Annotated in this window: 17 protein-coding genes and 1 tRNA gene; 6 read left to right on the top strand and 12 right to left on the bottom strand. The window is 73.0% G+C overall.

All coding sequences use genetic code 11. The annotated features are described in order from the left end of the window. Positions 1-16 precede the first annotated feature (16 nt). The 3 genes from rpsG to ABT015_RS05570 all read right to left on the bottom strand — a co-directional run bounded on the left by rpsG (position 17) and on the right by ABT015_RS05570 (position 1858). Positions 17-487 carry a 30S ribosomal protein S7 gene (gene rpsG, locus ABT015_RS05580; protein ID WP_030055803.1) on the bottom strand — a complete coding sequence of 157 codons (471 nt, stop codon included), beginning with the start codon at positions 485-487 and terminating at the stop codon, positions 17-19. Positions 488-489: 2 nt separating this feature from the next. Next, positions 490-861: a 30S ribosomal protein S12 gene (gene rpsL, locus ABT015_RS05575; protein WP_014144289.1), complete on the bottom strand. Its 372-nt coding sequence runs from the start codon at positions 859-861 to the stop codon at positions 490-492. A 421-nt stretch (positions 862-1282) separates the two neighbouring features. Further along, complete coding sequence (locus tag ABT015_RS05570; RefSeq protein WP_350877090.1) at positions 1283-1858, bottom strand: DUF1707 and DUF4190 domain-containing protein; 576 nt, start codon at positions 1856-1858, stop codon at positions 1283-1285. Positions 1859-2111: 253 nt separating this feature from the next. Here ABT015_RS05570 and ABT015_RS05565 point away from each other — a divergent pair, with 253 nt between their 5' ends. The 4 genes from ABT015_RS05565 (at position 2112) to ABT015_RS05550 (ending at position 7119) form a co-directional block, all read left to right on the top strand. After that, positions 2112-2954 carry an ABC transporter ATP-binding protein gene (locus ABT015_RS05565; RefSeq protein ID WP_350877088.1) on the top strand — a complete coding sequence of 281 codons (843 nt, stop codon included), beginning with the start codon at positions 2112-2114 and terminating at the stop codon, positions 2952-2954. Further along, entirely contained in the window at positions 2951-4582 is a 1632-nt protein-coding gene (locus ABT015_RS05560; protein WP_350877086.1) for a GumC domain-containing protein, read from the top strand. Before ABT015_RS05565 ends, ABT015_RS05560 begins: the two co-directional genes overlap by 4 nt. Before the next feature lie 101 nt (positions 4583-4683). Beyond that, positions 4684-5964, top strand: a complete 1281-nt coding sequence (locus ABT015_RS05555; RefSeq protein WP_350877084.1) for a DUF2786 domain-containing protein — start codon at positions 4684-4686, stop codon at positions 5962-5964. A 42-nt stretch (positions 5965-6006) separates the two neighbouring features. After that, entirely contained in the window at positions 6007-7119 is a 1113-nt protein-coding gene (locus tag ABT015_RS05550) for an ADP-ribosylglycohydrolase family protein (RefSeq protein ID WP_350877082.1), read from the top strand. A gap of 87 nt (positions 7120-7206) precedes the next feature. On the opposite strand, the gene ABT015_RS05545 is transcribed toward ABT015_RS05550, so the two are convergent. From ABT015_RS05545 to ABT015_RS05530, 4 genes are all read right to left on the bottom strand, one after another. Next, positions 7207-8373, bottom strand: a complete 1167-nt coding sequence (locus ABT015_RS05545; RefSeq protein WP_350877080.1) for a serpin family protein — start codon at positions 8371-8373, stop codon at positions 7207-7209. A 253-nt stretch (positions 8374-8626) separates the two neighbouring features. Continuing rightward, complete coding sequence (locus ABT015_RS05540) at positions 8627-9625, bottom strand: ADP-ribosylglycohydrolase family protein (protein ID WP_350877078.1); 999 nt, start codon at positions 9623-9625, stop codon at positions 8627-8629. Between the two features lie 53 nt (positions 9626-9678). Continuing rightward, positions 9679-10893: a cytochrome P450 gene (locus ABT015_RS05535; RefSeq protein ID WP_350877076.1), complete on the bottom strand. Its 1215-nt coding sequence runs from the start codon at positions 10891-10893 to the stop codon at positions 9679-9681. 81 nt (positions 10894-10974) lie between these two features. Then, entirely contained in the window at positions 10975-11715 is a 741-nt protein-coding gene (locus ABT015_RS05530; protein WP_350877074.1) for an SIR2 family NAD-dependent protein deacylase, read from the bottom strand. A 112-nt stretch (positions 11716-11827) separates the two neighbouring features. Here ABT015_RS05530 and ABT015_RS05525 point away from each other — a divergent pair, with 112 nt between their 5' ends. Together ABT015_RS05525 and ABT015_RS05520 are read left to right on the top strand one after the other, a co-directional pair. Next, positions 11828-12892 (top strand): ATP-binding protein, encoded by a 1065-nt coding sequence (locus ABT015_RS05525; RefSeq protein WP_350877072.1) that lies wholly within the window; start codon positions 11828-11830, stop codon positions 12890-12892. Next, the gene (locus ABT015_RS05520; protein ID WP_350877070.1) at positions 12889-14685 is read left to right on the top strand and encodes a vWA domain-containing protein; all 1797 of its coding nucleotides are present in this window, start codon (positions 12889-12891) and stop codon (positions 14683-14685) included. Before ABT015_RS05525 ends, ABT015_RS05520 begins: the two co-directional genes overlap by 4 nt. Positions 14686-14733: 48 nt before the next feature. Here ABT015_RS05520 and ABT015_RS05515 read toward each other — a convergent pair whose 3' ends face one another. From ABT015_RS05515 to ABT015_RS05495, 5 genes are all read right to left on the bottom strand, one after another. Further along, on the bottom strand, positions 14734-15345 hold the full coding sequence (locus ABT015_RS05515; RefSeq protein WP_350877068.1) for a hypothetical protein: 612 nt from the start codon (positions 15343-15345) through the stop codon (positions 14734-14736). Between the two features lie 190 nt (positions 15346-15535). Then, positions 15536-16216: a response regulator gene (locus tag ABT015_RS05510; protein WP_350877067.1), complete on the bottom strand. Its 681-nt coding sequence runs from the start codon at positions 16214-16216 to the stop codon at positions 15536-15538. Then, positions 16213-17400, bottom strand: coding sequence for a sensor histidine kinase (locus ABT015_RS05505; RefSeq protein ID WP_350877064.1), 1188 nt, complete (start codon positions 17398-17400; stop codon positions 16213-16215). The genes ABT015_RS05510 and ABT015_RS05505 overlap by 4 nt, the downstream gene beginning before the upstream one ends. A 357-nt stretch (positions 17401-17757) precedes the next feature. After that, positions 17758-17831 (bottom strand) — tRNA-Met (locus ABT015_RS05500). A 143-nt stretch (positions 17832-17974) separates the two neighbouring features. Continuing rightward, positions 17975-21868, bottom strand: a complete 3894-nt coding sequence (locus ABT015_RS05495; protein WP_350877062.1) for a DNA-directed RNA polymerase subunit beta' — start codon at positions 21866-21868, stop codon at positions 17975-17977. Between the last annotated feature and the right edge of the window lie 57 nt (positions 21869-21925).

Here is a 21925-nt window from a genome sequence, read left to right as displayed (position 1 = left end):
AGTGACGGGGTAGGGACTACCAGCGGTAGTGCGCGAAGGCCTTGTTGGACTCGGCCATCTTGTGGGTGTCCTCGCGACGCTTCACGGAAGCGCCCAGGCCGTTGCTGGCGTCGAGGATCTCGTTCATCAGGCGCTCGGTCATGGTCTTCTCGCGACGGGCGCGGGAGTAACCGACCATCCAGCGCAGCGCCAGGGTGCTGGCGCGGCCCGGACGGACCTCGACCGGAACCTGGTAGGTCGCGCCACCGACACGGCGGGACTTGACCTCGAGGGCCGGCTTGACGTTCTCCAGCGCGCGCTTCAGCGTCACGACCGGGTCCGAGCCGGTCTTCTCACGAACGCCCTCGAGGGCGCCGTAGACGATCCGCTCGGCGGTGGAGCGCTTGCCGTGCAGCAGGATCTTGTTGACCAGCTGGGTGACGACCGGGGAGCCGTAAACCGGGTCGATGATGACCGGGCGCTTCGGGGCGGGGCCCTTACGAGGCATTCTTACTTCTCCTTCTTGGCGCCGTAGCGGCTGCGAGCCTGCTTGCGGTTCTTGACACCCTGGGTGTCAAGCGAACCGCGGATGATCTTGTAGCGGACACCAGGAAGGTCCTTCACACGACCACCGCGCACCAGCACGATGGAGTGCTCCTGCAGATTGTGGCCCTCGCCCGGGATGTAAGCGGTGACCTCGATCCCGCTGGTGAGGCGCACACGGGCGACCTTGCGGAGAGCCGAGTTCGGCTTCTTCGGGGTGGTCGTGTACACACGCGTGCAGACCCCACGACGCTGCGGGGAACCCTTCAGCGCGGGAGTCTTGTTCTTCTCGACCTTGTCCTGCCGGCCCTTTCGGACCAGCTGCTGGATCGTAGGCACCGTTTCTCCGTTTTCTGTGTGCCAAGGCTTGGTAAAACTAACCTGCGGTGATCCCCCGCACACGGCCCCGTGGTCGACCCACGCGGTCGGGTGTGTTGGGCTTATTCCGACACGGAATCCCATGAGCTGATGTACAGCGACGGCGCTCAACGCGCGGGGCGCTGGAAGGCGCTCCGGCTCGGCGCGGCGACCGGTGTGCATGCACGCACAAGGACCCGGGGACACCCCAGGCACAAGGTCAGAGCGTACCTAGCGCATCGGGCGCGGTCAAAACAAATGCAACGCCGCAGGTCGCGACCTTCGGCCGGATGTCCCAGGAGTGTCCCGGACGCGACCACCCGGTGTCGGGCCGCCCTCCAACCGCTCTACCACAGCCCGCCGACCGCCGCCACCGGGGCGGGACGCGCCCCGGGCGGCTCGCTCAGATCGGCGCCTGCAGCGCCACCAGGAGAAGCAGCGTCCAGAGCGCGCAGCCCGCGTAGCCGAAGAGCAGGCCGAGGGTGGAGACCCAGTCGCCGGCCCGGTCGTGGCGGCTCAGCTGGGCCTTCGCGACGTGCCCGACGACCACCGCGGGCAGCGAGAGACCGGTCAGGCCGAAGACCAGCGAGGTGACCGCCAGCCCGTTGGTGGAGCGAACCGGCGGCGGGGGCGGCGGGAGGAAGGTCGCCGGGACGGGCGGGGCGGCGAAGGCCATCGGCGACGGCATCGGGCCGGAGGGCAGGTCGGACACCAGCCCGGCCAGCTGGCCGTAGGTCTGCGCGCCGGAGGCCTGCTCGTGGCGCTGCTCGTACTCCTCGGCGGAGAGCCGGCCCTCGGCGAACGCGGCCTTCAGCACGTCGATCGTCCGGTCACGGTCCGCGTACCCGGCGCGCATCCCCGCGTGGAACCCGGGCTGCGGGACGGGTTGCGGGGCGGCCTGCGGAGCGGGCTGGGGCTGCCAGTCCCCGCGGCGATCGGGCTCGCCGGGGCCCGCGGCTCCCCACGGTTGAACGGCCATCCGCACCTCCCGGCACCCGGCGCGGCCCCGCGCGCCTCGCTGTCCCTCACTGTCCCTCATAGTGCAGGACGAACGGCGCGGCTGAGTAGTTGCCAATTCCGGCCCGGCACCCGCCGTAACGCGCCGTCCCGACGGCGCGCCTCACTCGTTCGGCCCACTCGCTCAGGGGATCCTCAACTCGGGAGACAGCCCGTTTCCGCAGTGACAGGCTGATTCCGAGACACCCATCCGCCAGCGAACAGAGAAGGCCGCCATGCAGGCGTCAGCGCCGCCGCCGTCCGACCACCCCGTACCCGTTCCCCCCTCCGCCGTCAGCATCCAAGGGCTGTGGAAGCACTTCGGCGGCCAGGCCGCCGTCGCCGGACTCAGCCTGGAGCTGCCGGCCGGCTCCTTCATCGGCCTGGTCGGCCCGAACGGCGCCGGCAAGACCACCACGCTGTCCATGGCCACCGGCCTGCTCCGGCCCGACCAGGGCACCGTCCTCATCCACGGCGGCGACGTCTGGGCCGACCCGGTCGCGGTCAAGGCGCGGATCGGCATCCTGCCCGAGGGGCTGCGGATGTTCGAGCGGCTCAGCGGCCGCGAACTGCTGCAGTACAACGGGCGGCTGCGCGGCCTGCCCGGCGCCGAGGTGGACCGCCGCGCGGAGGAACTGCTGGCCGTCCTGGACCTCGCCCGCGACGCCGACAAGCTGGTCGCCGACTACTCCACCGGCATGCGCAAGAAGATCGGTCTGGCCGCCGCGCTGCTGCACAACCCCGACGTGCTGTTCCTCGACGAGCCCTTCGAGGGCGTCGACCCGGTCTCCGCGCAGACCATCCGCGGCGTGCTCAAGCGGTACGCGGCGGCCGGATCCACGGTGATCTTCTCCAGCCACGTGATGGAACTGGTCGAACAGCTCTGCGACTGGGTCGCCGTGGTCAACGCCGGCCGGGTGATCGCCCACGGCCCGCTGGACACCGTGCGCGGCGGGCGCAGCCTCCACGAGGCCTTCCTCGGGCTGATCGGCGTCCGCGAGGACGACGGCCAGGCGCTCGGCTGGCTCGGCGGACAAGCCAGTGGGCAGACCGGCGCGCAGCTCGGGGGCGGGCAGTGAGCACCACCCCCGCGGCCGCCCCGACCCCGGTGCCCGACGGGCGGACGGTGGTCCGCGCCCTGGTGGCGCTCAAGCTGCGGCTGCTGCGCAACGGCCTGCGGCGCAGCCCCGGCCGGACCGCCGTGTACGTCATCGGCGGTGTCGTCGGCCTGGCCTTCGCGGCCGGCATCGCCTTCGCCCTCGCCATGCTGAACGGGCGCTTCGACGGCTCCGGGGACGCCGGGGTGATGCTGCTCGGCGTGCTCACCCTCGGCTGGGCGGCGCTGCCGCTGTTCCTCTTCTCCAGCGACGAGAGCGCCGACCCGACCCGGCTCACCATGCTCCCGCTGCGGCCCGGCCCGCTGCTGCGCGGCTCGCTGCTGGCCGCGCTGATCGGGCCCGGCCCGCTGGTCAGCCTGGTGCTGGTGACCGGCGCGGCGCTGTCCGGCGCCAACGGCGGTGCCTCCGCCGCGGCCGCGCTGGTCGGCGTCCCGCTGGCCGTGCTCTGCCTGGTCACGCTCGCCCGGGCGGTCGCCGCCGGCAACGCCCGGATGCTCTCCAGCCGGCGCGGCAAGGACTTCGCGATCTTCGGTGGACTGCTGTTCGCCCTGCTCGTGCAGGCCGCCAACGTCGGCTCGCAGAGCGTCTTCGGCCGCCCCGGGGACCACCTCGACCTCAGCCCGCTGGCGCCGATCGCCTCCGTGCTGCGCTGGCTGCCGCCGGTCAGCGCGGCGGACGCGGCCCGCACCGCCGGCGAGGGGCGGTACGGGCTGGCGCTGTTCCAGCTCGCCGCGGCCGCGGCGCTGCTCGCCCTGCTGCTGCGCTGGTGGCGCGGCAGCCTCCAGGAGCTGATGGTCACCGCCGACTCCTCCACCCTGGAGGTGGCCCGCGGCGTGCAGAGCTCGCGCGGCTGGAGCTTCCTGCCCGAGGGCCGGACCGGCGCGGTGATGCAGCGCCACCTCCGGTACGCCTGGCGGGAGCCGCGGGCCAAGGCCGCGGTGTTCACCAGCATCGGCATGACGCTGGTGATCTGCGTGCTGTCGATGGTCCAGGGCTGGTCGAGCGTCTACCTGCTGGCGATGACCGGGATGTTCCTCGGGCTGCAGATGCTCAACCTGTTCGGCATGGACGGCTCGGCGTTCTGGATGGTCGCCGCCACCCTGCTCACCCCGGCCGACGCCCGGGACGAGCTGCGCGGCCGGGCCTACGCGGTGCTGTCGTACGCCGTTCCGGTGACGCTGGTGCTCGGGCCCGTGCTGGCCGCCGCCACCGGCGACTGGGCCGGTCTGCCGTCCGCACTCGGCCTCGCGCTCGCCCTGCTCGGCTGCGGCGTCGCGCTCGGCGCGACGCTCAGCGTGCTCGCGCCGTACACCATGCCGGCCGACAGCAACCCGATGCGCAACGCCGCCCCCGGACAGGGCGGCCTGGTGCTGGTCAACCAGTTCGGCTCGCTGTTCGGTGTGGCGTTGCTCTCCCTGCCGGTGAGCGGCTACCTCGGCTGGGCGCTGCTCTCCGCCGGCCCGACCTGGCCGGTCCTGGTGGCCGGCCCGCTCTACGGCGCCCTGATCGCCGCCCTCGGCATCCGCTTCGCGGCCGGGCGGCTGCTGGAGCGCGCCCCGGAGATCCTGGCCAAGGCCGTCGAGCGCTGAGTCGCCCGCGTCACCCGGAGCGCCCGGTCCCGTCGAAGGGGCCGGGCGCTCCGGCATCATGGGCGGGAGGGCCGGACCGTCGAGGAGAGCAGGGACACACCGTGGGCAAGCGCGCGCAGCAGGACGGGGACGGGGGCGCCGGCCCGCTGCTGGAGCAGGCGGTGCGATCGGTGCTGACGGCCCCGGACGAGACGCTGGACCTCGCCCTGGACACCGGGGCGTCGCTGCTCGCCGCCTCGGCCGGCCAGTGGCCGGCGGTCAGCCGGGCCCTGCTGGGGTACGCGGACACCGCCGTCGGCCGCTGCTGGTCCGCCGGGTGGCGTCCGGCGGACCTCGCCCGGGTGGTCCGGCGCGGGCTGAAGCCCGTCCACCTGGCCCTCGCGGTGGACCTGATCGCCGCCGAGGGCCGTCGGCACGCCGCGGCCGCCCTCGACCGGCGCTGGCACGAGCAGCTGCGCGAGCTGGAGGCCGAGGTGTGGTGGCCGGGTGACGAGCAGTACCTCGGCGCCTTCGCCGACCGGCACCGGCTGGACCGCTTCGCGCTCGCCACCACCGCCCTGGAGCTGCTGCGGACCTGGGGCCGGCTGCCGCCGATCTCCCCGGTCGGCCCCGCGCCGGGCCGGCGGCCGCAGGCCGAGCGCAGCACCGGCCCGCAGGCCGGCGAGCCGAGGATGCTGGCCCGGATCCGGGCGCTGCTGGCCAAGGCCGAGTCCACCGAGTACCCGGAGGAGGCCGAGGCGCTCACCACCAAGGCCCAGCAGCTGATGGCCCAGCACAGCATCGACGATGCGCTGCTGGCCGCCACCGGAGACGACCGGAACACCCCGGCGGCGCTGCGGATCGGCGTGGACAACCCGTACGAGAGCCCCAAGACCATGCTGCTGGACGCCGTCGCGGCGGCCAACCGGTGCCGGGTCGTGTGGGCCAAGGAGTTCGGCTTCTGCACCGTCGTCGGCTTCGACGGCGACCTGGACGGCGTCGAACTGCTCTACACCTCGCTGCTGGTGCAGGCCACCCACGCGCTCAACAAGGCCGGCTCCCGCCGGGACTCGCGCAGCAAGGCGTTCCGGCACTCCTTCCTGGTCGCGTACGCGGCGCGGATCCGCGAGCGGCTGACCGCCGCCACCGAGCGCGCGACCACCGCCGCCGCGGCCGGCCGGCACCTGCGCGAGGACGGCACCGAGGAGCAGCTGCTGCCCGACGAGCGGCTGCTGCCCGCGCTCGCCGCCCGCTCCGAGGCGGTGGACGACGAGGTCGGCCGGCTGTTCCCCAAGCTGGTCTCGCAGCGGGTCCGGGTGAGCGACGGCGTGGGCTGGGCGGCCGGGCGCGCCGCCGCCGACCGCGCCGCGCTGCACGGGCGCGCCGGGCAGATCCGCCGGTAGACCTGATAGAACGTATCCCGCCATGAACCAAGGGGGATCGACGTGACGGAGTCGGCGGCCGAATCGGGATACCGCGACCGGGTGCGCGGGGCGCTGCTCGGCGGGGCCGTCGGCGACGCGCTGGGCTGGCCGGTGGAGTTCCAGCAGCTCCACCAGATCCAGCAGCGGTACGGGCCGGACGGCGTGACCGGGCTGCCGGCCGGCGCCGGGCCGGTCGAAGTCACCGACGACACCCAGATGACCCTGTTCACCGCCGAGGGCCTGATCCGTGCCTTCGTCCGCGGCTGGACGGGCGGCGGCGGCTCGGTGCCGGAGGCCGTCCACGCCGCGTACCGGCGCTGGCTGCTGACCCAGCGCCAGGGCTCGCCGGACACCGCGCCGCAGCCCCGCCCGTACGACGGCTGGCTGCTGACCAGGCCCTTCCTGTACGCGTCGCGGGCGCCCGGCAACGCCTGCATGAGCGGGGTGGCCGAGCACCCGGAGTTCGAGTCGCCGTCCGTGATCGGGCAGCCGGGGCCGATCAACCCGGACTCCAAGGGCTGCGGCACGGTGATGCGCTCGGCGCCGTTCGGGCTGGCCCGGCTGGGCGTCGAGCTGTCCTTCGGGCTGGCCGTGCAGTGCGCCCAGATCACCCACGGGCACCCGACCGGCTACCTCTCGGCGGGCGCCTTCGCGGCACTGGTCGAGCGGCTCGCCAACGGGACCGAGCCGTGGGCGGCGGTCGGCGAGACCGTGGAGCAGATCCGCGAGCTGCCGGGATCCAAGGAGACGGTGCAGGCGCTGGCCCGGGCCGTCCGGGTGGCCCAGGAGTCGCAGCCGACGGCGGAGTCCGTGGAGCGGGTCGGGCTCGGCTGGATCGCCGAGGAGTGCCTGGCCATCGCGGTGTACTCGCTGCTGGCGACCACCCTCGAACCCGACCCGGTGCGCAGCGCGCTGCTGCTGTCGGTGAACCACTCCGGGGACAGCGACTCCACCGGCGCGGTCTGCGGCAACCTGGTCGGCGCCGCGTACGGCGCCTCGGCGCTGCCCGCCGAGTGGGCGGGGGCGGTCGAGGGCCGGGCCGAACTGCTGCGGGTCGCGGACGACCTGCTGGTGCTGTTCGGCAGCCGCGACCCGGCCCACCCGGCGCTCGGCGGGCGCTACCCGGCCTGGTGACGCCCGATCCGCCTCCGTGTGCTTCGCCCGCTTCGTCTGCTTCGCCCGCTTCGTCTGCGGGTCGGCTCAAGGCGCCTGCGGGTCGGCTCAGGGCGCCTGCGGGTCGGTGACCTGGCCGAGGAACAGCGGCCGCCCGTCGACGGTGTCGCGGATCAGGAACAGGAACGGCCGGTCGATGTGCAGCTGGACGGACTCCGGCGCGGCCGGCGCCGCCATCGCCGCCACCCCGGCGCCGCTGCCGGCCGCCGCGACCGTACCGTCCTCGTTCACCTCGACGGTGGCCTTCTGCACCACCGCGCCCAGGCCGAGCGGCTCCTTGGCGGTGATGCCGGTGAAGTCGGGCGCGTCGAAGGCCGCCTTGACACCGAGTGAGCGCAGGGCGGGGACGAGGTCGTTGGCCGTGTCGAAGTGGAACCGCGGCAGGGTCAGGTCGACGGACCGCTCGTCGAGCCCGCCGAGGATCCGGTCGAGCTGGGCCCGGTCCAGGCCCTTGCTGAAGGCCGCGTACCCGCCCTGCGCGGGGACGATCAGGTCCATCGCCAACCCACCTCCCACGTAAGGGAGTTCGACGGCCTGCCAGGGTTCGCCGACGATGCCGCCGGAGCCCTCGGCGTACCGGAGGGTGCCGGTGCGGCTCATCGTGCTCACCGACGGGGTGGAGCCGTCCAACCGGTGGAAGGGGCGCTCGGAGGTGTTCGCGGGCTTGAACCCGGAGGCCCACGCCGCCTTCAGGTAGAGCGCGTCGGTGAGCGCCAGCCGGGTGTCGGCGGTGATCTGCCGCGGGCCGAAGAGCTCCTTGATCCGCCCCTCGGTGGCCTTCTCCACCGCCGCGTTGATGCTTCCGCGGGCGCCGTCCGGGTCCCTGGCGAAGTCGACGGGGTGCACACCGGTGTCGAAGGCGGCGGCGAGCGTGTCCAGGTACTCCGGGGCGACGGCCAGGCCCTGCTGCATCCACAGGGCGTCGGACCGGCGCAGGACGACCTGGTCGCCGCCGGCCCGGCTCCCGCCGTCCGGCGCGCCGACGGCGAGGGCGTACTGCCGCGGGTCGAGCCCGGTGTGCAGGGCCTTGGCCAGCTCTTCGGCGGTGGCGCCGCGCGCCCCCGGCAGCAGCATCCCGAGCACGCTCGCCAGCCCGGCCGGCGAGACCACGACGTTGCGCCCCGCCCCGTCCGGCGTCGCCGTCAGCGCGTGCAGCAGGTCCAGCCCGAACGCGCCGGTCCCGGCCGCCACCGCCGCCACCTGCCCCGGATCCACCGCCGCCCGGCTCCCCGACGCCGAGGCCCGCACCACCACGGGCCCCCCGCCCGCCGCACTCCCGCACCCGGCCAGCGCCGGGCCGACGGCCAACCCGGCGGCGAGAAGCAACCCCGCCCGACGGCGGGAACGGCCATGCCCTACGGCGCTGCGCTTCGTCATGGCCCTTCGACGCACCACCCCCGACCCCGGTTCCGCCCGGAGCCGGACCGCGGGTCGTGGAGCTCAGGTCGTGGAGCTCAGGTCGTGGAACTCAGTCCCAGAGCGCCCCGAGCGCGAGCAGCTCGTCCCGGTACTCGATCCGCTCCACCCACTCCTGCGGCCAGACCGACTCCCCGTGACGGGCCCCGGCGAAGGCGCCGGTCAGACAGGCCAGGGAGTCCGAGTCGCCGCTGGAGTAGGCGGCCCGCCGGACGGCGGCCACCGGGTCGTCCGGCAGCAGCAGGAAGCAGAGCAGGCCGGTGGCGAAGGCCTCCTCGGCGACCCAGCCCTCACCGGTGGCCAGGCACGGGTCCGCTTCGACGTCGGGCGCGGCGAGCGCAGCGTCGAGTCGGTCGAGAACGGCCACGCAGTCGTCCCAGCCGCGGGCGATGACGTCCTGCGGCGAGCGGCCGTGCCAGCGCGCGGCGAGGTCGCCGAGCCAGAACTCGTCGTAGCGCTCGCGGCTCGCCAGCGCGTAGGCCCGCAGCACCTCGGGCAGGCCGGCCGGCGGAACGCCCTCGGCGAGCTTGCGGATGGCGTACGCGGTGAGGTCACTGGCGGCGAGCGCGGTCGGGTGCCCGTGGGTGAGCGCGGACTGCAGCTGCGCGGCGCCCGCGAGCTGGCGGGCGTCGAGTTCGCGGATCAGCCCGACCGGAGCGACCCGCATGTTGGCGCCGCAGCCCTTGGAACCGACGTCGCTCGCCTGCTGCCAGCGGTACGCGGGGCGGCTCAGCCGCTCGCAGGCGCGCAGGCAGGTCATGCCGGGAGCACGGTTGTTCTCCGGGGAGCGCCACCAGTCGACGAACTCCTCGCGAACGGGCCGCTCCAGCCGTAGCGGGGTCAGCGGCCCGCGCTCCAGGGCAATGCGCAGACCACGGCCGAGGGCGAGGGTCATCTGGGTGTCGTCGGTGACCAGCGCCCTTGGGGGCAGCGGAAGTTGCCGCCAGTCCGGGTGGTCTTCGGCAATCATCTCGACCGTCTTGAACTCGGTCACCCGGCCGATCGCATCCCCGATCGCCAGCCCCAGCAGTGACCCCGTCGCCTTGCCCACAGCTCTCCCCCGTTCCTCGAACCGACCCGACCCGACCTGGCCCAGACCTCGGTCTAGACCTCGACCACCAGTTCCCTCAGGCCCCGGATCACGTAGCCCGGGTTCCACTCGGGTTCGCGGGCCAGGCGCAGGCCGGGGGCGCGGCGCAGGAGGGCGCCGTAGGACTCGGTGAGTTCCAGTCTGGCGAGCGGGGCGCCGAGACAGAAGTGGATTCCGGCGCCGAAGGTGATGTGGGGGTTGTCGGTGCGGCCGAGGTCGAGGCGGTCGGGGTCGGTGAAGCGCTCGGGGTCGCGGTTGGCGGAGCCGAAGAGGAGGGCGACCTCGGAGCCGCGCGGGATGGTGACGCCGCGCAGCTCGATGTCCTCCAGGACCCACCGTTCGAACAGCTGCAGCGGGGTGTCCCAGCGCATCAGCTCCTCGATGGCGGTGGGCAGGAGCGCGTCGGTCGCGCCGCGCAGCCGGGCGAGTTCACCGGGGTTGCGGAACAGCGCCCACCAGCCGTTGCCGGTGGTGTTGACGGTCGCCTCGTGGCCGGCGTTGAGCAGCAGCACGCAGGTGGAGATCATCTCCTGCTCGCTGAGCGCGTCGGAGCCCTCCTGGGCCTGGATCAGCGCGCTGATCAGGTCGGTGCCGGGGGCGGTGCGGCGTTCGCGGATGAGGGCGCGCAGGTAGTCGGAGAACTCGGTGCTCGCGGTGACGGCCTTGCGGGCGGCCTCCTCGCTCGGGTTGAGCTCGTACATGCCGGTGATGTCGGCGGACCAGGGCCGGAGCAGGTGCCGGTCGCTCTCCGGCACGCCGAGCATCTCGGCGATCACGGCGACCGGCAGCGGCTCGGCGACGGAGGCGATCAGGTCGCCGCCGCCGGCCGTGAGCAGGCCGTCGACGAGTTCCCCGGCGAGCCGCTGGACGGTCGGCCGCAGGCCCTCGACCATGCGCGGGGTGAAGGCCTTGGAGACCAGCCGGCGGATCCGGGTGTGGTCGGGGGCCTCCAGGTCGAGCAGCCCGAAGTCGTTGAGGGTGTGGAAGGGCTCGTGCGCCGGGTCGGGTTCGGGCCGCCCGAACTCCTGGTGGCTGAAGCGGTGGGTGTAGGTGCGCCCGAGCCGCCGGTCGCGCAGGAGCGCGCTGACGTCCTCGTGCCGCGAGACGAGCCACTGCCCGGTCGGCTCGAAGTACGTCACCGGCGCGTGCTCGCGCAACTCGGCGTACGCGTCGTACGGGTGGGCCACGAACGCCGCCGACCAGGGGTCGAACTTCGCCGTCGTCGTCATCGCTCGATCACTCCAGGCCATGAGGGGGGAGCCGGAAGGATCATCGTACGCATGCGGTTCACCCCTTTTTAAGCCCCTTCTTCAGAGCCCCTCCGCCACCAGCCTCCGCACCAGGGCCGGCAGCGCCTGGGAGATCGGCTCGCGGATGACCTCGTCGGCGGCCTCGTCGTACGGCGTCGGCTCGGCGTTCAGGATGATCAGCTTCGACCCCGTCCGCACCGCGTCGTACGGCAGCGCGGCCACCGGGAACACCTGAAGGCTGGTACCGACCGCGATGAACACGTCGCAGGCGCGGGCGATCGAGTCGGCCTGCCCGAGCACCTCCGGGTCCAGGTTCTCGCCGAACATCACCGTGCGCGGCTTCAGGATCCCCCCGCACGCCCGGCAGTCGGGGTCCGGCTCGCCCTCCTCGACCCGCCGCAGCGCCTCCGCCATCGGCCCCGTCGCCCCGCAGCCCAGACACTGCACCTCCAGTGCGGTGCCGTGCAGTTCGAGCACCTTGCGCGGGGCCAGCCCGGCCCGCTGGTGCAGCCCGTCCACGTTCTGGGTGAGCACCCGCAGCGGCAGCCCCGAGCGCTCCAGGTCGACCAGCGCCCGGTGCCCGGCGTTCGGCTCGGCCCCCAGCGCGCCCGTCTCCAGCCTCAGCCGCCACGCCCGCCGCCGCACCTCGGGATCGGCGCGGTACGGGCCGATGGTGACCAGGTCCTGGGCCGACGGATCGCGCTGCCAGAGCCCCTGCGGGCCGCGGTAGTCGGGGATGCCCGAGTCGGTCGAGATGCCCGCGCCGGTGAGGACGGCGATCAGGGGGCGTTTCGCGTTCATGCCCCGGACGGTACGGGCGGGCCGGTTCGGGGCGCCACCGAAAATCCGGGTGCGCCGCGTCAACTGCCGCCGCACACTGGGCCGGTCACCCCACCACTTGCCAAGGAGCCCCGTGCAGGGAGCAGTCAGCGTCTCGCCCGTCCAGATTCCCGAGTTGCTGCTCGGGCTGGCCACCGTCCGGCCGGTGTTCCTCTGGGGCGCGCCCGGGATCGGGAAGTCCTCGCTGGTAAGGGAGTTCGCCGAGTCGCTCGGTCTGGAGTGCGTGAGCCTGGTCGGCACCCAGCTCGCGCCAGAGGACCTGATCGGCGTCCCGCAGCTGACCCCGCAGGGCCGCTCCCGGTTCTGCCCGCCCGAGCAGATCGCCCGCGACGAGCCGTACTGCCTGTTCCTGGACGAGCTCAACGCGGCGACCCCGGACGTCCAGAAGGCGTTCTACTCGCTGATCCTGGACCGCCGGATCGGCTCGTACGAGCTGCCGCCCGGCTCGATCGTGATCGGCGCCGGGAACCGAGCCACCGACGGCGCGCTCGCCCGGCCGATGGCGTCCGCGCTGGTCAACCGCATGGTCCACGTGCACCTGCGGGCCAGCGCCGCGGACTGGCTGCGTTGGGCGGCCGGCGCCGGCATCCACCCCTGGGTCATCGACTACGTCACCGACCGGCCCGACCACCTGTGGTCCGCCCCGCCGAAGACCGAGGAGCCGTTCTCCACCCCGCGCGCCTGGCACATGCTCTCCGACGCCCTGCACTCCTTCGGCCCCACCCTGGACGAGGAGACCCTCAAGGTGCTCGCGTACGGGCTGCTCACCCCGCAGCACGCGATCGCCTTCTGCGGCTACGCCAAGATCGTCCGCAACGCGTACGGTCTGGAGGCGATCCTCAAGGGCGACGCCCGCTGGCCGCACCGGCTGGAGGACCGCGACCTGCTCTACTACCTGGCCGACGCCTTCCGCGGCCGCCTCGTCAAGGAGCTGCCCGCCGGCAAGGAGCACGCCTCGGGGGCGCAGCGCCAGACCGCCTTCCGGGCCAAGTCGCTGCTGGTGCAGCTGGCCGAGATCTCGGTGGAGGTCGCCCAGACGGTGATCGCCGACGGCGCGGACGGCAATCCGGTGCTGCCTTCCTGGTTCCTGATCGAGGCGGCCCGGGACATGCCCCGGCTGGTCGAGGCCCGCCGGTGAGTCCCTCCGTCCACAAGGGTGCGAAGAAGCCGGACCCGGGCGCGGAGGTCTTCGCCGAGGGAGTCCGGCTGCTGCGCCGGAATCCGGCCTTCGACGCCGTGCCCGCCGACTTCTGCCGCCGGGACGACTGCGGGCTGGCCCCGCCCGGCGGCTGGGCGGTGGTCGACTCCGACGGCACCGTGCACGTCAACCCGCGCCGCCGGGCCGAGCCGGAGGAGTGGGCCTGGGTGCTGGCGCACTGCCTGCTGCACCTGGGCTTCGGCCACGTCCCGGCCGCCCGGGGTGTCCGGGTCCAGCCCGACGTCTACGAGGAGGCGGCCCGCTGCGCGGTGGTGAACCGTTTCCTCGCGACCTTCCCGGTCGGCCGCCCCCCGGTCGCCCTCCCGCAGGAGTACCCGGGCGGCGACGAGGAGGAGCTGGCCTCCCGCTGGCGCCGCGACGGCCTGCCGCCCGCCGACGCCGGGACGGCCGGCGCCGCGGACCACGACCAGCTGCTGGTCGAGTGGCAGGACCACGGCCACACCCCGCAGGACTGGTCGGCGGCCTTCGCCGCCGCACTCACCCGCACCATGTCCGCCGCGATGGACCGGGCCGGCGGCCGGATCGACCAGGAGACCGGCGAGCTCCTGCCCGAACGGCCGTGGACCAGGGCACTCGGCTGGTTCGTGTCCTCCTACCCGCTGCTCGGCGGCATCGCGGCCGGCCTCACCGTCGTCGCCGACGCCGAACTGGCCCGCGCCCACGGCATCACCATCGCCGCCGTCAACGCCGAGGCCGGCGAGGTCTACATCAACCCGCTGCGCCAGCACACCGACGAGGAGTGGCGGTTCGTCCTCGGCCACGAGATGCTGCACGCCGCCCTGCGACACGGCGAGCGCCGCGGCGGCCGGGACCCGTTCCTCTTCAACGTCGCCGCCGACTACGTCATCAACGGCTGGCTGCTGGAGATGGGCGTCGGCGACATGCCGGAAGGCCTGCTGCACGACCCGCAGCTGAAGGGGCTGTCGGCCGAGGAGGTGTACGACCGGATCGTCCGCGACGAGCGCCGGATCCGCCGGCTCGCCACCCTGGCCGGCAAGAACCGCCCGGACATCCTCGGCGCACCGCTGGACCGCGGCCCGCGCGACTACGTGGACCTCGACGACTTCTACCGCCGCGGCCTCCAGCAGGGCTTCGAGCTGCACCAGCGCGAACGCGGCCTGCTGCCCGCCGGGCTGGTCGAGGAGATCCGCGCCCTCGCCCATCCGCCGCTGCCCTGGGACGCCCGGCTGGCCCGCTGGTTCGACGAGTTCGTGCCCCGCCCGGAGCCGGTCCGCAGCTACTCCCGCCCGGCCCGCCGGCAGTCCGCCACCCCGGACATCCCCCGGGCCGGCCGCTACCACCCGCCCGAGGAGGTGCCGCGCTGCACCTTCGGCGTCGTCCTGGACACCTCCGGCTCGATGAACCGGGTCCTGCTCGGCAAGGCACTCGGCGCGATCGCCTCGTACGCGGCCGCCCGGGACGTGCCCGCGGCCCGGGTGGTGCACTGCGACGCCGCACCGCACGACGCCGGGTACGTCCCGGTCGGCGAGATCGCCGGCCGGGTCCGGGTGCGCGGGCGCGGCGGCACCGTGCTCCAGCCGGGCGTCGACCTGCTGGAGCGGGCCGAGGACTTCCCGCGCGGGGCGCCCGTGCTGGTGATCACCGACGGCGCCTGCGACGTGCTGCGGGTACGCCGCGAGCACGCCTTCCTCGTCCCCCGGGGCGCCGGGCTGCCGTTCACCCCGCGCGGACCGGTGTTCCGGATGAGCTGACGGGCGGCCCCTCCCCCGTGGGAGCGGCCGCCCGTACGGGGCGCCCGGTCAGACCACTGCCGGGCGGGGCCCGGCGGCGCGGCGAACCAGCGGGGCCAGCGCCACCAGGTAGCAGACCGCGGCCACCGGGATCAGCGCCAGGTCGACCCCCGAGGCGGCGGTGCCGACCAGCATCAGCACCGGGCTCCACCAGGGCAGCGTCCGGGCCGCGCCCACCGCGGCGGCGACCAGCAGGGCCAGCAGGCCGACGTAGAACAGCAGCGGGCCGATCTGGTAGACGACCGGCAGCACCCCGGGAACGCTCTGGACCCGGTCGAACATCCGCGACTGCTCGGCCTTGTCCGCCGCCGCCAGGCCGACGTACAGGTCGATCCCGATCTGCACCAGCGAGGCCGCCAGGCCGGCGAACGCCGTCCCGAGCGCGGCACCGGCCGCGAGCCGCCCGGCCGTGGTGCCGCGCTGGGCGAGCAGCCCGCGCAGGGCGAGCAGGACCGGGGCGAACAGCAGCAGCCCGGCGAACATCGCGGTGTGGCCGACCGTCCAGCCGAGGCCGGGAGCCCGGGAGCCCGGGACCAGCCGGATCCCCCCGTAGAGAGCCATCAGGGCGGGGGCGCCGACGACGGCGTAGGCGGTGCGGCGGTTCTGCTGCGGGGTGTTCATCCGACGATCTCCTGTGGTGATCCGCGGCCCCGGCAGGTGGCTGGTGGCCCGTGGTCCGTTCCGACACCGCAGATGCTGTCCGCCGCACCCCTCGTCGCGGATCGCCCGTACCGGCGAACCCGCCGCCTCCCCCGCACGGGGGAGTCCCGGCCGGGCCCCTCCCGCCGGCCAGGACCCCGTAGGAGAGCCCCTACGCCTCCCCCGCCACCACCGCGCCGGCCTCGTACGCGAACACCACCGCGTGCACCCGGTCCCGCAGCCCCAGCTTGCCCAGCACATTGCTGACGTGCGTCTTCACCGTGTGCTCGCTGACCACCAGCTCGGCCGCGATCTCCGCGTTGGAGAGCCCGCGCGCCAGCAGCCGCAGGGTCTCCTGCTCGCGCAGGGTGAGCTGCTCCAGCAGCTTGGACGGCGGCCGCACCGCCCGCTCGGGCGAGCCCGGGCGGCGGGCGGCGAACTCGCCGATCAGCCGCCTGGTCACCGAGGGCGCGAGCAGCGCCTCCCCGGAGGCCACCATCCGCACCCCGTGCGCCAGGTCGTCCCGCCGGACGTCCTTGAGCAGGAAGCCGCTGGCGCCCGCGTACAGCGCGTCGAAGACGTAGTCGTCGGCGTCGAAGGTGGTCAGCATGATCACCTTGGTGGACGGGAACTCGGCGCAGACCCGGCGGGCCGCCTCCAGCCCGTCCATGACCGGCATCCGGACGTCCAGCAGCAGGACGTCCGGGCCGTGGGCGCGGACCGCCTCGACCGCCTCGGCGCCGTCACAGGCCTCGGCCACCACCTCGATGTCGGGCTGCGCGTCCAGGATCATCCCGAACCCTGCCCGCACCAGCTCCTGGTCGTCCGCGACGACCACCCGAATCGGCTTCATCCGCCTGCCTTCTCCACCACGCCCGCCACCCCCAACGGCAGCCGGGCACTCACCAGGAAGCCCTTGTTCTCCGGTCCGGGTCCGGCCTCGGCCCGTCCGCCGCAGGCCGCCGCCCGCTCCCGGATGCCGACCAGCCCGCGGCCGCCGGACCAGCCGTTCACCGCGCCGCCGGCGGTCACCGGCAGCCCGCGCCCGTTGTCGGACACCACGACCTCCATGGTGTCCCCGGACCGCCGCACCCGGACCGCCACCCGGTCGGCGCCGGAGTGCTTGACCGTGTTGGTCAGCGCCTCCTGCACGATCCGGTACGCCGCGGCCTGGACGTCGGCGGGCACCGCGCCCAGCCCGTCGGCCAGTTCGAGCTCCACCGCCGGTCCGGCCCGGCGCACCCGCTCGGCCACGTCGGCGAGTTCGGCCAGCCGGGGCTGCGGGGCCAGCTCAGGACCGGCCCCCTCCTCCTTCAACACTCCGAGGACGCGTCGCAGTTGGACCATCGCGTCGCGGCCCGTGTCGGCGATGGCGTCGAAGGCGCGGATCGCCCGGTCCGGGTTGGCGTGCACCACCAGCGGCCCGGCCTCGGCCTGGATGATCATCAGCGAGACGGCGTGCGCCAGGATGTCATGCATCTCCCGGGCGATCCGGGCCCGCTCCTCCACCACCGCGCGGCCCGCCTCACTGGCCGCCCGTTCCCCCGCCTCGCGGGCCCGCTCGGCCTCCAGCCGGGTCAGCCGCCGCTGGGCGCGCACCAGCGAGCCGAAGACGAACGAGCCGACCGAGGTGAGCAGGCTGAACAGCATGCCGTTGGGCGAGTGGGTGCCGATCACGTTGGCGATCACCACCACCGCCAGCACCGTCCAGCGCTGCCGGTCCGGGGAGCGCTCCGCCACCGTGTAGATGCCGATCACCCCGGCCAGCGGCACCTGCGGACTCGCCGAGTGCGCCACCACGGACAGCGCCATGATGGCCACGCTGCCCGCCGCCAACGCGGCCAGCGGCGCCCGGCGCCGCCAGGGCAGCGACAGCGCGCTGGACACCGCCACCAGGTAGATCCAGCACGGCCAGGCCCGGTCGTCGTTGCCGACCGCCCAGAGCGAGATCCCGGCCGATGCCACGGCCAGCAGCGAGTCCAGCACGTACGGACTCAGCCCGGCCGACCAGCTCCGCCAGCGCGCCGCTCGCACCACCGCCGCCCCTCCCCCGGGTCCGGGGGCGCCGCCCCCGCGGAGAAGATCATGCCCTACCGGCAGAACCTCCGGAACGGCCCGGTCAGACACCGCCGACCGACAGCCCGCCGGCGCCCGTACCCGCCGTGATGCTGCGCGCCGCCCCCGCGGCCGCCATCGCGCCCCGTACCCGCTTCATGCCCGGCCCCCTTCGAAAGCCCCGTCGTCCCGACCCGCGAAGCCTCCCCCGGCCGCCCCCTCCTCCGCCTCCCCCACCGGAGCGGTTCCGGCCCCTCCCCCGCACGAGGGAGGGGCCGGAGCCGGGAACGACGAAGGGCCCGGAGGCTTGATGCCTCCGGGCCCTTCGTTGCTACTGAGTAGCGGGGACAGGATTTGAACCTGCGACCTCTGGGTTATGAGCCCAGCGAGCTACCGAGCTGCTCCACCCCGCGTCGGTGAACACGACTCTACGCGACTTCCGCCGGGGAACCTAATCCGTTTCCCGCGGGGCCACCGGGCCCCGGGCCCCGCAGCGGGAACGCCGCAGGGCGGCCACCCCGCGAGGGGTGACCGCCCTGCCAGCCGAACGTCGGACTCAGCCGGTGTACGGGCCGTAGTCGTAGTCGTCCAGCGGAACCGCCTGGCCGGAGCCGGCGCCGAAGGGCGACAGGTCGTAGTCGTCGTAGCCGACGGCCGAGTACATCGCGGCCTTGGCCTCCTCGGTCGGCTCGACCCGGATGTTGCGGTAGCGGGGCAGACCCGTACCGGCCGGGATGAGCTTACCGAGGATGACGTTCTCCTTGAGGCCCAGCAGCGGGTCCGACTTGGCGTGGATCGCCGCGTCGGTGAGGACCCGGGTCGTCTCCTGGAAGGAGGCGGCCGACAGCCAGGACTCGGTGGCCAGCGAGGCCTTGGTGATACCCATCAGCTGCGGACGGCCGGAGGCGGGGTGACCGCCCTCGGCGACCACGCGACGGTTCTCCGTCTCGAAGCGGCCGCGCTCGACGAGCTCGCCCGGGAGCAGCTCGGCGTCGCCCGACTCGATGATCGTCACGCGGCGGAGCATCTGCCGGATGATGATCTCGATGTGCTTGTCGTGGATCGACACACCCTGCGAGTTGTAGACCTTCTGGACCTCGGCGACCAGGTGGATCTGGACGGCACGCTGGCCCATGATGCGCAGGACGTCGTGCGGGTTGGTGGCACCCATGGTCAGCTTCTGGCCGACCTCGACCGCCTCGCCCTCGCTGACCAGCAGCTTCACACGCTTGGAGACGGGGTAGGCGATCTCGTCGCTGCCGTCGTCCGGGGTGATGACGAGCTTGCGGGTCTTCTCGGTGTCCTCGATCCGCGCCCGGCCGGTGGCCTCCGAGATCGGGGCCACACCCTTGGGGGTACGGGCCTCGAAGAGCTCGACGACACGCGGCAGACCCTGAGTGATGTCGTCACCGGCCACACCACCGGTGTGGAAGGTACGCATCGTCAGCTGGGTACCGGGCTCACCGATGGACTGGGCGGCGATGATGCCGACCGCCTCACCGATGTCGACCAGCTTGCCGGTGGCCAGCGAACGCCCGTAGCAGAAGGCGCAGGTGCCGACGGCCGACTCGCAGGTCAGGATCGAGCGGGTCTTGACCTCGCCGATGCCGTGGCGGATCAGCTCGTCGATCAGCACGTCACCGAGGTCGGTGTTGGCGGTGGCAAGGAGCTTGCCGTCCACCGTGATGTCCTCGGCGAGCATGCGGGCGTAGACACTGGTCTCGACGTCGTCGGCCTTGCGCAGGACGCCGTCCGCACCGACGGTGCCGATCGCCAGCTTCAGGCCGCGCTCGGTACCGCAGTCCTCCTCGCGAATGATGACGTCCTGGGAGACGTCGACCAGACGACGGGTGAGGTAGCCGGAGTCGGCGGTACGGAGGGCGGTGTCCGCCAGACCCTTACGGGCACCGTGGGTGGAGATGAAGTACTCCAGCACGGTGAGACCCTCACGGAACGACGCCTTGATGGGTCGCGGGATGGTCTCGTTCTTGGCGTTCGACACCAGACCACGCATACCGGCGATCTGGCGCATCTGCATCATGTTTCCACGAGCACCCGAGTCGACCATCATGAAGATGGGGTTCGTCTTCGGGAAGTTCTCGTTCATGGCCTCGGCGACCTCGTTGGTCGCCTGGGTCCAGATGCCGATGAGCTCCTGCTTGCGCTCGTCGTTGGTGATCAGGCCGCGCTCGTACTGACGCTGGACCTTCTCCGCCTTCGCCTCGTAGCCCTCGAGGATCTGGGGCTTGTTCGGCGGGACGACGACGTCGGAGATCGAGACGGTGACACCCGAGCGGGTCGACCAGTGGAAACCGGCCGCCTTCAGGTTGTCCAGGGTCGCCGCGACGACGACCTTGGGGTAGCGCTCCGCCAGGTCGTTGACGATCGCGGAGAGCTGCTTCTTGCCCACCTCGTAGTCGACGAACGGGTAGTCCTCGGGCAGCAGCTCGTTGAAGAGCGCGCGGCCCAGGGTGGTGGTCAGGCGGAACGGCTCGCCGTCGAACCAGGCCGTCTGGCCCTCCTCGTCCACCGGCGGGGTCCAGCCGCGCGGCGGGACGGTGCCGGCCGGCAGGCGCAGCTCGATCGGGGCCTGGACGTCCAGCTCGCGGGCGTCGAAGGCCATGACGGCCTCGGCGGTCGAGGAGAAGGAACGGCCACCGCCCTTCACCGTCTCCCGGTCCGAGGTCAGGAAGAACAGACCGAGCACCATGTCCTGGGTCGGCATGGTGACGGGGCGACCGTCGGCCGGCTTCAGGATGTTGTTCGAGGACAGCATCAGGATGCGGGCCTCGGCCTGCGCCTCCGCGGAGAGCGGCAGGTGGACGGCCATCTGGTCACCGTCGAAGTCCGCGTTGAACGCGGTGCAGACGAGCGGGTGGATCTGGATGGCCTTGCCCTCGACCAGCTGGGGCTCGAAGGCCTGGATGCCGAGGCGGTGCAGGGTGGGCGCACGGTTCAGCAGGACGGGGTGCTCGGCGATGACCTCTTCGAGCACGTCCCACACGACCGGGCGGGCCCGCTCGACCATGCGCTTGGCCGACTTGATGTTCTGCGCGTGGTTCAGGTCGACCAGGCGCTTCATCACGAACGGCTTGAAGAGCTCCAGCGCCATGGCCTTGGGCAGACCGCACTGGTGCAGCTTGAGCTGCGGGCCGACGACGATGACCGAACGGGCCGAGTAGTCGACGCGCTTGCCGAGCAGGTTCTGGCGGAAACGACCCTGCTTGCCCTTCAGCATGTCGCTGAGGGACTTCAGCGGGCGGTTGCCCGGGCCGGTGACCGGACGGCCGCGACGGCCGTTGTCGAACAGGGCGTCGACGGCCTCCTGGAGCATGCGCTTCTCGTTGTTCACGATGATCTCGGGCGCGCCGAGGTCGAGAAGCCGCTTCAGGCGGTTGTTGCGGTTGATCACGCGGCGGTACAGGTCGTTCAGGTCGGAGGTCGCGAAGCGGCCACCGTCCAGCTGCACCATCGGACGCAGGTCCGGCGGGATGACCGGGACGCAGTCCAGCACCATGCCGTTGGGCTTGTTGGTGGTCTGCAGGAACGCGGAGACGACCTTGAGGCGCTTCAGCGCGCGGGTCTTCTTCTGGCCCTTGCCGGTGCGGATGATCTCGCGCAGGCGCTCGGACTCCTCCGCCAGGTCGAAGGTCTCGAGGCGGTCCTTGAGGGCCGCCGCGCCCATCGAGCCGGAGAAGTAGGTGCCGAAGCGGTCGCGCAGCTCGCGGTAGAGCAGCTCGTCGCCCTCGAGGTCCTGGACCTTGAGGTTCTTGAAGCGGGCCCACACCTCGTCGAGGCGGTCGAGCTCGCGCTGCGCGCGGTCGCGCAGCTGCTTCATCTCGCGCTCGGCGCCCTCGCGCACCTTGCGGCGCACGTCGGCCTTGGCGCCCTCGGCCTCCAGCTCGGCCAGGTCGGTCTCGGCCTTCTTGGCACGGGCCTCGAGGTCGGAGTCGCGGCGGTTCTCGATCTGCTGGCGCTCGACCGAGACGTGCGCCTCCAGGGACGGCAGGTCGCGCTGGCGGCGCTCGTCGTCGACCCAGGTGATCATGTAGGCGGCGAAGTAGATGACCTTCTCGAGGTCCTTCGGCGCCAGGTCGAGCAGGTAGCCGAGGCGGGACGGCACGCCCTTGAAGTACCAGATGTGGGTGACCGGGGCGGCCAGCTCGATGTGGCCCATCCGCTCACGGCGCACCTTGGCGCGGGTCACCTCGACGCCGCAGCGCTCACAGATGATGCCCTTGAAGCGGACGCGCTTGTACTTGCCGCAGTAGCACTCCCAGTCCCGGGTGGGGCCGAAGATCTTCTCGCAGAAGAGTCCGTCCTTTTCGGGCTTCAGGGTGCGGTAGTTGATGGTCTCCGGCTTCTTGACCTCGCCGTGCGACCACTGGCGGATGTCGTCGGCGGTGGCCAGGCCGATGCGGAGCTCGTCGAAGAAGTTGACGTCAAGCACTGGTCGTCAAGCCCTCTTTCGTAAGTCGAGAGTCGTTCATGTGGTCTGAGGGGGGCC

The sequence above is a fragment of the Kitasatospora sp. NPDC094016 genome, assembly GCF_040304045.1.
Classification (GTDB): domain Bacteria; phylum Actinomycetota; class Actinomycetes; order Streptomycetales; family Streptomycetaceae; genus Kitasatospora.
Note: the sequence above shows the minus strand (reverse complement) of the source record. Positions and strands in the feature narration are given on the sequence as shown.

What these genes read in the sequence shown, in the direction of transcription:
- rpsG (WP_030055803.1), bottom strand. Translation starts at nt 487, where the DNA reads ATGCCTCGTAAGGGCCCCGCCCCGAAGCGCCCGGTCATCATCGACCCG.
- ABT015_RS05570 (WP_350877090.1), bottom strand. Translation starts at nt 1,858, where the DNA reads ATGGCCGTTCAACCGTGGGGAGCCGCGGGCCCCGGCGAGCCCGATCGC.
- ABT015_RS05565 (WP_350877088.1), top strand. Translation starts at nt 2,112, where the DNA reads ATGCAGGCGTCAGCGCCGCCGCCGTCCGACCACCCCGTACCCGTTCCC.
- ABT015_RS05535 (WP_350877076.1), bottom strand. Translation starts at nt 10,893, where the DNA reads ATGACGACGACGGCGAAGTTCGACCCCTGGTCGGCGGCGTTCGTGGCC.
- ABT015_RS05530 (WP_350877074.1), bottom strand. Translation starts at nt 11,715, where the DNA reads ATGAACGCGAAACGCCCCCTGATCGCCGTCCTCACCGGCGCGGGCATC.
- ABT015_RS05515 (WP_350877068.1), bottom strand. Translation starts at nt 15,345, where the DNA reads ATGAACACCCCGCAGCAGAACCGCCGCACCGCCTACGCCGTCGTCGGC.
- ABT015_RS05510 (WP_350877067.1), bottom strand. Translation starts at nt 16,216, where the DNA reads ATGAAGCCGATTCGGGTGGTCGTCGCGGACGACCAGGAGCTGGTGCGG.